Origin of the sequence: Salipiger bermudensis HTCC2601, from assembly GCF_000153725.1 — a bacterium.
In the GTDB taxonomy this organism is placed as follows: domain Bacteria; phylum Pseudomonadota; class Alphaproteobacteria; order Rhodobacterales; family Rhodobacteraceae; genus Salipiger; species Salipiger bermudensis.
Window position 1 is genome coordinate 3,367,089 of record NZ_DS022276.1, and the last position, 9,935, is coordinate 3,377,023.

5 protein-coding genes are annotated in these 9,935 nt (G+C 67.4%); all 5 read right to left on the reverse strand.

Features of this window, described 5'->3' with window-relative positions; genetic code table 11:
• Positions 1–5,244 (reverse strand): host specificity factor TipJ family phage tail protein (locus tag R2601_RS15970; protein ID WP_007800188.1); only part of this gene is annotated, 5,244 nt, incomplete at its 3' end.
• Entirely contained in the window at positions 5,237–5,611 is a 375-nt protein-coding gene (locus tag R2601_RS15975) for an NlpC/P60 family protein (RefSeq protein WP_007800190.1), read from the reverse strand. The genes R2601_RS15975 and R2601_RS15970, both read right to left, overlap by 8 nt.
• Complete coding sequence (locus tag R2601_RS15980) at positions 5,611–6,081, reverse strand: DUF1833 family protein (RefSeq protein WP_007800192.1); 471 nt, start codon at positions 6,079–6,081, stop codon at positions 5,611–5,613. Before R2601_RS15980 ends, R2601_RS15975 begins: the two co-directional genes overlap by 1 nt.
• Complete coding sequence (locus tag R2601_RS15985; RefSeq protein ID WP_007800193.1) at positions 6,078–6,437, reverse strand: hypothetical protein; 360 nt, start codon at positions 6,435–6,437, stop codon at positions 6,078–6,080. Before R2601_RS15985 ends, R2601_RS15980 begins: the two co-directional genes overlap by 4 nt.
• Before the next feature lies 1 nt (position 6,438).
• Positions 6,439–9,935: phage tail tape measure protein (locus tag R2601_RS15990; RefSeq protein WP_007800194.1), on the reverse strand; the 3,497-nt coding region annotated here is incomplete at its 5' end.

The window sequence follows — 9,935 nt, forward strand, 5'->3', positions numbered from 1 at the left end:
CGTTTGCCGTGATGTCGCTTCGGCGCTCGACAGATCCGACTGCAGCTGCACCACGTCCTGAGAGATCGAGGTGATACCGTTCTCGTTGGTCGTGACGCGCGTGGTCAGGTTGGAGATCGCCGTCGCGTTCCCGGCCTGACCAGTCTCAAGGCTCGCGACATCGGCCTCAAGCGTCGTTGCACGCTGAGCCAGCGAGTCGATACCATCCTCGGCATCGGTGACTCGAACCACCAACTCCTCGATCGCGGAGGAACTGCCGCCATCGAGTGCCGCTTCGAGATCCACAATCTGCTGCGCGAGCGCCTCATCCTCAGAAACCCGCGCGAGACGTTCGGTCTGGATCTCGGCCACCGCATCCTCGAGCGCGGCGCCGAGCTGCAGCCGCTCGGACGCCTCGGCCAGCTGCCCCTCCTCCACGTAGGTGTGTAGCTCAGACGCAGCGACCGCAATCCCGGCGCGCAGATCTTCGGAGGCGCGGAACTCGTTCCACATTTCGGTGATCGCAAGCTCGGCCAGATCGGTCGCGTCATCCCCGATGGCGCGCACGGATGCGGTCAGGATCGTCTGCCGCGCGCTCTCGGACTCGAGACCATCCTCCGTGTCCGTGACGCGGGTGGTCAGATCGTCGATCGCGTCGGCCTGCGCCGCTCGCTCGCCATCTGCGCTTTCGATGTCGGTCTGCAGCTGCGTCACCGCCTCCGCCGTGGCCTCGGCCTCGGTCGCGCGGGTGCGCAGGGTGTCTTCGATCTGCGCCACGCTGGAATCGACCTGCGACCTGAGTTGGATCACGTTCTCCGCGACAGCTCCGTCCTGCTCGTCGATGTAGGCCCGGAGATCCTCACGGGCCTGCGCCTCGGCGACGCGGATCGCCTGATCGCTCGCGAACCGTTCGCCCATCTCCTGCACCATGAGCGCGGAGGCGTCCGACAGCTCACCCGGCAGGACGCGGCTCGCCTCCACCGCGCTGCTGACCTCGGCATTGTCGGGGAAGGCAGAGATTGTCTGCTCAGCCGCAGTAAGCCGCGCCTCGGCCGCGTCGAAGGTTGCCGAGGTGACACGGTCGGTGATCTGCCCCTGTAGGCTGTCCAGCGTCTCCGTGACCGTGGTCATGGTGACGAGCCTGCCCTCGACCGTCAGCGTCTCGGTCAGGCTGGTGACGGTGCCCTCCACGGCGTCGAGGGTCTGCTCTGCCGTGGAGATCCGAAGGTCTAGGTCATCGAGAAGCGGGATCTGCGTCGGGTCGAGAACAAGGTCAGACAGCGCCTGGTTCACGTAGGCGACCGAGGCTTTCAGGTCGATCTGTGCACGCGCTGCGTTCAGCTCGATCGACACGTCCGAGACCTGCCCCTCGAGGTACTCATAGGCGGCGATCTTGACCGTCCCGCTTTCCGGGTCGACGTAGATCCCCGCGTCAGAGATCCGCTTGTCGGTCGCAAAGAGGGCCGCCCCGAACTGCGCCAGGAGACCAGCAATGTCGGACGTGACCTCCTCGGCATCTGAGATCCGCGGCAACAGAAGATCGAGCCGCTCGCGCTCGGTTACGATCTGGCTCGAAAGCGAGGTCGGCGCCGACAGCGGCCCGAGCGAGGTTTCGATCGCCCCGATGAGCGACTCGGCCCCGATCCCGTCGAGATAGGCATCGAGCACGTCGAAGGTCGGCACGCCTGACAGGCTCGCGAGGATCCGGTCGCGGAGATCTCCCACCGCGCCCTCCGCATCGTCGAGCGCATCGTCGTGGCGCGAGAGGGCCGCGTCGATCGAGCCGGCCAGATCGTCCGACAGGTCAGCGGGTGTCAGCCGCAGGTCGCTGGTCGTCACGGGCAGCCATGCGCTCCATGTCCGCTGATCCGCAATCGCGGTGACGAAGCTCGCGTGAACCTCGTAGGCGGTCGCCGGCAGGATCCCGTCCGCGATCAGCACGCTCGACGAGGACGCCTCGGCGAACAGCCCGCGCTGCACCACCGCGCCGGTTGCGGCAACACGCACCTCCCACGTCGCGCGCAGGGTGCGGTTGACCGACGGGGTCCAAGCCAGCTCGATCGCCGGACGACGCCCGTTGCCTGCGGCGTCGGGAACGCTCGAAGCGGTCACGGTGGCGGCGATCGCCGGCGGCGCCGGGGCGGCGATGGAGGCGAGAACCGTGTTCGGCCAGTCCTTCCAGCCCCGGGTCTGGCCGTCCGGAGCGACAATCCGCACCTGCCCCTCGTAGGTCAGCCCCTCTTCGAGCGCACCCGTGAGCAGCGAATACTCTGCCCCCGCCAGCGCCTCGCCATAGGTGTAGACGGACGCGGACCCGGCCTCGCGCCAGCGCAGTTGCGTGGTGAGACCTTCGCTTGCCGAGCGCGTCGCGTAGGGCGCGAGCTGCACGGCGATGCGCGGCCTCACCGAGAGATCGGGCAGGATCATCTGGGTGGTGCTGTCCGAAAAGGCCGAGATCACCGCCGGCGCCGGAGGCAGGCCATAGTCCGCGCGCTCGCGGGGGTTCGTCACGACAGGGCTGTAGGTCGGGATCGGGCCGGTAGCGGCCTGCAGGATCGCAGGCACCGCGTCGACACAGGTGATCTTCGCGCTCTCATCCTTGCGCGGATAGATCCCGGTCACGAGCATCTCGGCGCTGACCTGCTCGGTCTCCTCGACCGCCACCAGATCGCCCACCGCAATGTCGGCAGCCGAGACCAGCACCTCTGGCGTCCAGACCCGCGCGCTGGGATCTTCCGGGGAGAGGGCCTGGAAGATCACCTCGCCCTGCACGTTGCGCACGGAAAGGCGGAAGCTGTCGCGCTCGAAATCGAACAGTTCGTCGAGCGTGATCGTCACGACGTTGCCAGACCCGTCCTCGGTGATCGCCTTGATCCGCGCCGCGCCGACACCAATCAGCGGCACGTCATGCACGAAGCGGATCTTGTCGCCCCGTTGCACGCGGATGTGCTCCCAGTCGGCGAAGAAGGTGTGCGTCTCCGGGCGGTTCTCGGCCACGGCGAGGTGATAGCGCCCGAGGCGGTAGGCGTTGCCCTCGTCCTCGTCGTCTGCAGTCACCACCGTGCCGGCCAGCTGCAGGGTCTCAAGCTCGGTCGCGGTCTCGCGGGTGAAGCCGTCCTTCAGGACAAGGATCTCGTCCTCCTCCCACTCGAGCCGCTCGGAACGCGCCTTGACGCGGAAGCCGTGGATCTCGCGCGGGAACGCCAGCTGAGCCTTGTATCCCCATGAGTTGCGAGGCGTGAAGGTCTGGCGCACCGGCCCGGCGGCACCGTCCCGGATCACCGACCAGCGGAAATCGGACAGGGTGCGGCGCGCACGGCCGGCGGCGCAGATCACGTCGAGCACCTCGGCGGTCTGCGTCGGCGTGTCGATCACATAGTCGCAGGTCCAGTGCGGCTCCTGGTCGGCCCACGCCTTGATCGCATCGAGGTCGAGACGGCTGTCGGCCACCGGGCGGCGCTGCTGTGGCCCGCGCAGCGCCTGCGCGTAGAGCCATGCGGGATGGCGCACCGGCTGCGGGCCGGTCCATGCGCTGCCGTCCCAGACCGGGGCCAGCTGCTGCACGATGCCGTTCAGGCTGTCGAGCCGCCCGTTGAGCTGGTCGCTGGCCTTGATCTTGAATGCGACCTCGGCGATGCCCTCCGGGCTGGGCAGCGGCTCGCCGCTCATGCTGCGGATCGCGGTGACCCAAGCGCGGTTCTGGTCGCGCGTGCTGTAGTCGATCCCCGATGTCCGCTCGACCTTGATCGCATACTGCCCCGGCTCCGGGAACGACATCGGCACCGTGTAGCGCAGCGCCGTGGTCGATTTCGCCTCATAGGTTGGGCTGGCGACGAGCACCCAGTCTTCCTCGACGATGCCGCCGGCAACGGGCTGGTAATAGATCGCGAAGCTGGCGTCGTGAGACTCGAGGCCGTCATCCGTCCCATCGTAGAGGCCACGCGAGAACGAGATGTCGACTGAAGCCGCGCTCGACGCTTCGCGGGTGTAGCGCACGACCGGCGCACCGGGCTCCGGCAGGGCGTTCTCGTCGTCCTGCGTGATGTCCTCGGGATAGAGGAACATCGAGTCGGTGCCGTAGCGCCAGCCCGGTTGCACCTCGTGGTATGTCGCCGTCGCCTTGGTGATCGTGACGGCATCGACGCCATTGCCACTGAAGAACGTGAGCCAGTTGTCGGTATAGTCACCTGTGCGAGGCGTCGAGCCGGTCAGCGTCACGCGGTATTCGCGCTCCACCCCATCCGAGTAGCTGGCCGAGGTGAAGGTGCGGGTTTCCTGCAGGCCGCTGAGCGGGTCGTGATTGGTCACCGGGTCCTGGAGCGTGAAGCTCGCGACCTGCGCCCATGAGCCAGAGCCCGCGACCGCTTCTTCCACGGTGAAGGTATAGCCCGACACCTTGTCCTGCGCCGACACATTGATCTCGAGCGTCACCTGATCGGCCGCCGCCCGCGGCGCGAAGGTCCACATCTTGCCAACCTCGGTCAGCTTGAAGCGCGGCTTATTCTCCTCGCCGGTTCGGTCGACCACGAAGGGGGCAAGCCCCGGCATGGCCGCAAGGGTCAGATCTCGATCGACGTTGCGAAACTCAAGCTCCACCTCCGCCGCGGCAAATTCGGTGATCGGGGTGGTGCCGATGCGCAGATCTTCCAGCGCGAGCGGCCCATAGCCGAAGGTCATCCGCCCGTAATAGTAGACATCCTGACCCGCGTTTTCCGAGAAGCCGGTCGCGGTCAGCGGCGGATAGATCCGGTGACGGCCGAGCACGGTCGGAAACACGCCGTAGGGATTGGCCGCGTTCGAGGTGCCGGTGATCGCGTAATTCTGGATCCCCGCGCCGCCCTCGGTTTTTGCCGGCGGGATCAGCGACTGCACGAGCAGCGTGCCGACGATCGTAATCGCGCCGACGACAAGCGCATAGCCGAGCCCGGTCAGGCCCAGCACCGTGCCAGCCACCCAGGTTGCCGCCTGCGGGATCGCCAGAGACGCGATCAGGGCGATCGAGCCGGGGTCGCGCACCGGGAATGCCACCTCGACCCGCGTGCCGATCTTCGGGCGCGTCTTGCCCCACATATCGAGCGGCACCACCGAGATCTCGCCGCCGCGGATCATCGTCACCACCGGCAAGCCATATCGTTCGCTGTCGAGATCCATAGCGCGCACGATCTCCGCGATCGTGCTGCCCACTGGCATCTCGGGCGCGACCACGTCGTGACGGATCGGGTGGCGCTGTCCGACCGCTTCGATATGAGCCAGGTCTTTAGGCAATTCGGTAGATTCCTTCGAGCTTGCCGAGCCAGGAAGCGCGGCGCCAGCATTCGACCCGGCTGTCGGCCACGGCGTCGATATGCAGCATGTCGGTGTTGTCGAGCGCATAGCCGAGGTGCAGGGGGCGCCCGGCCATGCGGAACAGGAGCGCGTCACCCTCCTGCGCGGCGCTCACCCGCTCATAGCGCGGGCGGTAGGTGTCGACGGCATCCTCCCGGACAGCCTCGCGAACGGTGCAGCCCGGGTCAGGCAGATCCCGACCGAAGCGCACGCGATGCAGGGCCAGGAACAAGCCGAGGCAGTCATAGGCGCCCGGGCCCCGCGCCAGCTCGGCGTAAGGCAGGCCAACCCAATCGTCAGACCACATCAGAACAGGCCAGGGCAGACGCTCGGCGTCATCTCGAGAAACCCGAACTGTTCCTCGAGGATCGGCTCGATCGTCATCACGCCGTCGATGCTCAGCGCGTCGTATTCGATGCCGGTGATCTGCACCTCGAACGGGCCCATCTCGACAACATCGGGCGTGGCGGCCAGCACCCAGCTGACCTCGCCGAGCACCTCGTTTCGGACCTTCCGCATCTGACCGATGATCTCGCGGGTGACGTTCTGGGCCGAGAACCGAAGGACCGGGAAACCCTCGTCCTTGTCCTCGGGCAGCGCGAGATCGAACGGAAACGGCGAATAGGTCTCGCCACCATGCACAAGCGCAACCGTGTCGCGCACCCAGCGCACCGAGTCGGCCCAATCGGAGTGCGTGAGCTTGACGATCGGCACGAAGACCTCGGCGCTCTCCTGGGCGTAGGTCGCGGCGAGCAGGCGGTCGGAGAGGTTTCTCATGGCAGGATCTCGAGCGTTGCCGACAGCGTGGCGTCGATCTTGTTGCGGTGCACCCCGACCGAGTACGGGCCGTTAAAGGCATAGCTGTGCGTTTCGCCGGTCAGCGGATCGGTCGCATCGAACGACAGCGCCCCGTCGCCCAAGGTGGTCCGGTAGAACTCTTTGAACGTTTCCAGCTGCGACAGCGTCAGGCGCTCGATCTTGCCCGAAAAGGCCTGCGGCGCGGTGCTCGTGCGACGCCGCCGCTTTGCCGGCCCGACCTCCATCTCGGATCGCAGGATATGCCCATCGGGGCCGTCGAGATTGTATCCCGACCGGCTCGTAAAGAACGGCAGCTCAGAGGGCCATGCGGGCATGTCAGGAACCTTTCGGCGTCGGGCGGATGGCGTAGTTTCGGCGCATGGCCTTGTTTCCGCGGCCGCTGTCGAAGTAATCGTCGATCGCCTGCTCGACATCTAGGTCGAGGCCGCCGCCGCTGGTGCGACGGGTCGAGACCTTGGCGCCGTAATTGTTGATCGTGATCTCTGGCGCGCTCGCGGGCGACGAGCGCCCGCCGCCGGCAGAGCTGGGCGCATCCACAAAGCCGCCGCCATCAGCCCGCTTGGGCAGGCGCATGGTGCGAATGGCCTCCATGAACTCGACGCCGTAGTGATCGACCGCGTCTGCAGGCTGCATGAACTCGCCGCGCGACCCCCAGAACAGCAGGTTATCCTGGCGCTTTCCTCCGAGCCCCTCGAGCTTGCCCTGGGCCCGGGGCACGTCGCGAAACCCGCCACCCTCGGCGCGCTTGGGCAGCATCAGGCCGCCGTTGCGATAGAGCCCGCCCGAGGTCATCGCGCTGGCCGAGGCGCTGTAGCCCCCCGTCGCAGCGCCACCGGCAGCGGCGCCAAACGAGATCCCGCCACCGAAGCCCGAGAAGGCCTGATCCATGAGCTGCGCCAGCTGATCCCAGATCGGGTCGAGCGCGAGCGACCAGAGCTTGTCGAGGATCATCGAGGTCAGATCATCCCAGAACGCCTCCACGCCGGCGCCGCCGGGCTTGAGATTGTCGAACGCGCCCGAGATCTGACCCTTCCAGGCCTCGACATCGGCGGCGGCCTGTTCCGTCGAGCGCGCGATGCCCTCGGCCGTGGCTTCCTCCTGCTCTCGCGCGGCCATGAGCCGGCCATAGGCAGCGGCCTGCTCGTCGATCACCTCGATCAGCCGGCGGCCGTCTTCCGCGAGCGCGGTCTCCGGCTCGATCCCAGCCTCTTTCGCGCGCTTAACCGCCTCATATTGGAAGGTCAGCCGCGCCTGTTCCTCGACCGTCCGACCGGCGAGGTCGGCCTCGAGGCGCAGCTGCTCGAGCTGATCGCGACCGATCGCGACCACGCGCTCGAGCGCCTCGGCCTGCGCATCGAGATCGTCTGTCGTGGTGGCGCCAGCGCTGGATCCCCGGCCATACATGCCCACCGCCTCTGCCGCCCAGGCCGGAACCGAGCCCGAGGTGTAATCGGGCCCCCAGGCGCGCTCGGCCCCGGTGTCGAAATGCAGCGAGTTGCTGTAGACCCCGACGCCGCCAAAACCGGCCACGCTGCGCGCGAGCTTGATCAGCTCGAGCCGCTCGTCGATCGACATATCCGACACGTCGATGTCGAAGGCACGCCCATGCATGTGCTGCGACTTCTTTGCTCCGCCGGCGGCGTCATTCTCGTCCGGCGATCGGTAGTCGGAAGTAATATTGAAAGTCTTTACCGAGGCCTGCTCGAGCACGGCAAGCGCGCGCACCGTCGCCGGATCCATGTTGGTCGGATCGAACTGGGAGCGCGGCTGTTCCCAGGGCCGCATATCGACCGGCTTTGGCGCTGCAGCCCGACCCGCCTGATACTCCCCGTAAACCCGGTTCAGGCGCTCGATCTCCTCAGCCGCCACGCGAGCGCTGTCGCCGGTCTCGTCGAACGGTCGATCGGCTTTCAGATCCTCGGCCATCTCATGGTTGGCGCTCAGCTGATCGTGGATCAGCCCCAGCTGCTCCTCGACGCCCGCCAGTTCGGTGATGTTTTCGCGAAAGCCCGACAGCCCCTCGTCGCGCAGCACCTTGCCGGCCTCGAGCGCCTCGGTCAGAGCGCGCACCAGGTCGTCAACCGCGCTCGACATTTCGGCCTCGCTCGAGGCAGCCTCGATCGCCGCGAGCTGTTCGCCAAAGAGACCGGCCTCCCGCGCAGCCTCTGCCAGCTCCGAAACCATGCCGTTGCCGACAAGCGCGGATCCGTTCTCGCGGATCTCGATCAACCGATCGCGTACCGGCTCGAGGTTGCTCCCGACACCCCGCAGCCGATCGAACTCCTCGAGAAAGTCATTCGCCCTCATAGTCCCGGCCTGGAAGGCCTCACCGACCTCCGCCAGGCTCGCGAGGAAATCGTTGCGCAATTCGTCGGCGAGCGGCTGCAGGTAGTCAGCGACCCCATCTTTCGGGCGATAGCGCTCGAGCGACCCCACGAAATCGTCGATGCCGTCGCCATCCCAGAAGCTGCCGGCCATGGCGCCTCGCGCCTCGCCATAGGTCTGCTCGAGATCCGCACGCGCCTGCTCGAGCGCCGCGCGGCTCTGGTTCAGCATGTTTTGGGTCGTCTCGGAGACCTGCCCCCCAAGGCCCCTCTGTTCCTCGGCCGCGCGCCGGCTGGCTTCCTGGTAGGCATCGAGCGCGCTTGCGGCGCGTGTCGCGGCGGTTTCGGCCCGCTCGACCGCATCCGCCGCGACATCGGTGTCGATGCCGAAGGCGATCAGCGAGCCGGCGGTGATCGCCAGCGACAGCGGGCCGCCCATGATCCCGGTCAGCGCCCGCGCCGCGACCCCGAAGCGCATCATGGGGGCGGCCGCACGGCCAGCCGCCGTGCCGACCCCGCTCGCGGCCCCGGCGATCTCGATCAGCGCGGCGCGAACAGCGACCGCCTTGGCGACCACCAGCGTCATGCCACGGCCGACCAGGTAGACGGTCAAGGCGTTTGCCACGCGCTCGACCACCTCCTCGACCAGCTCGAAATTCTCGGTGAGGTAGCGCAGCGCGTCGGTCACCCGCCGCACCGCCTCCTCGGCGAGGTCAAGGCCGCCATTCTCGACCGCCTCTAGGTTCAGCGCCTCCCAGGCGGCCGCCAGCTCTTTCAGCGCCCCGTCGAGGCCGCGCAGGCGCACCTCGGCCTGTTCCTGGGCGGAGATCTCGCCGATCGCGCTCGAGAGATCTCGGATCCCCTCGGCACCCTGCTTTGCCAGCGCAGCCGCGGTGCGGATCGCATCGGTGCCGAACACCGTCTTGAGCGCCTCGTTGCGAGCCTCCTCGGACAGGCCCGCGAGGCCGTCCTGCAGCTCCTGGGCGATCTCGGCCATCGTGCGCATGTTGCCCTGCGCATCGAAGAACTGAAGGTCGAGATCTTTCATGACCCCGGCGGCCTTGGCCGACTCCGGCGTCAGCCGCTGCAGGAAGGTCTTGAAGCTCGTGCCCGCATCCGAGCCGCTGGCGAAGCTCGAGGCGGTCGCCGACAGGACGGTGAGAAACTCCTCGATCTCGACGCCGGTGGTGCCGGCGACGCCGCCGGCCTGGGCGATCGCCAGGCGCAGATCGTCGAAGCCGAATTTCGAGGTGAAGGCGGCACCGGTGACACGATCGACGATCTCGGGCAGCTTGTCGGCCTCGAGGCCGAATTGCTGCATCAGGTCGGTGACCAGGTCGGCCGCCGGCGCCACCTCGGACCCGAGCGCCCCGGCGAGCGAGATCGAGGAGTCGAGCGCCCCGCCCAGGATCGTTGTCACGTCGAGGCCGTTCTTGGCGAGCACCTCGATCGCCTGGGCCGACTGCGTCGCGGTAAACGCGGTCGTTG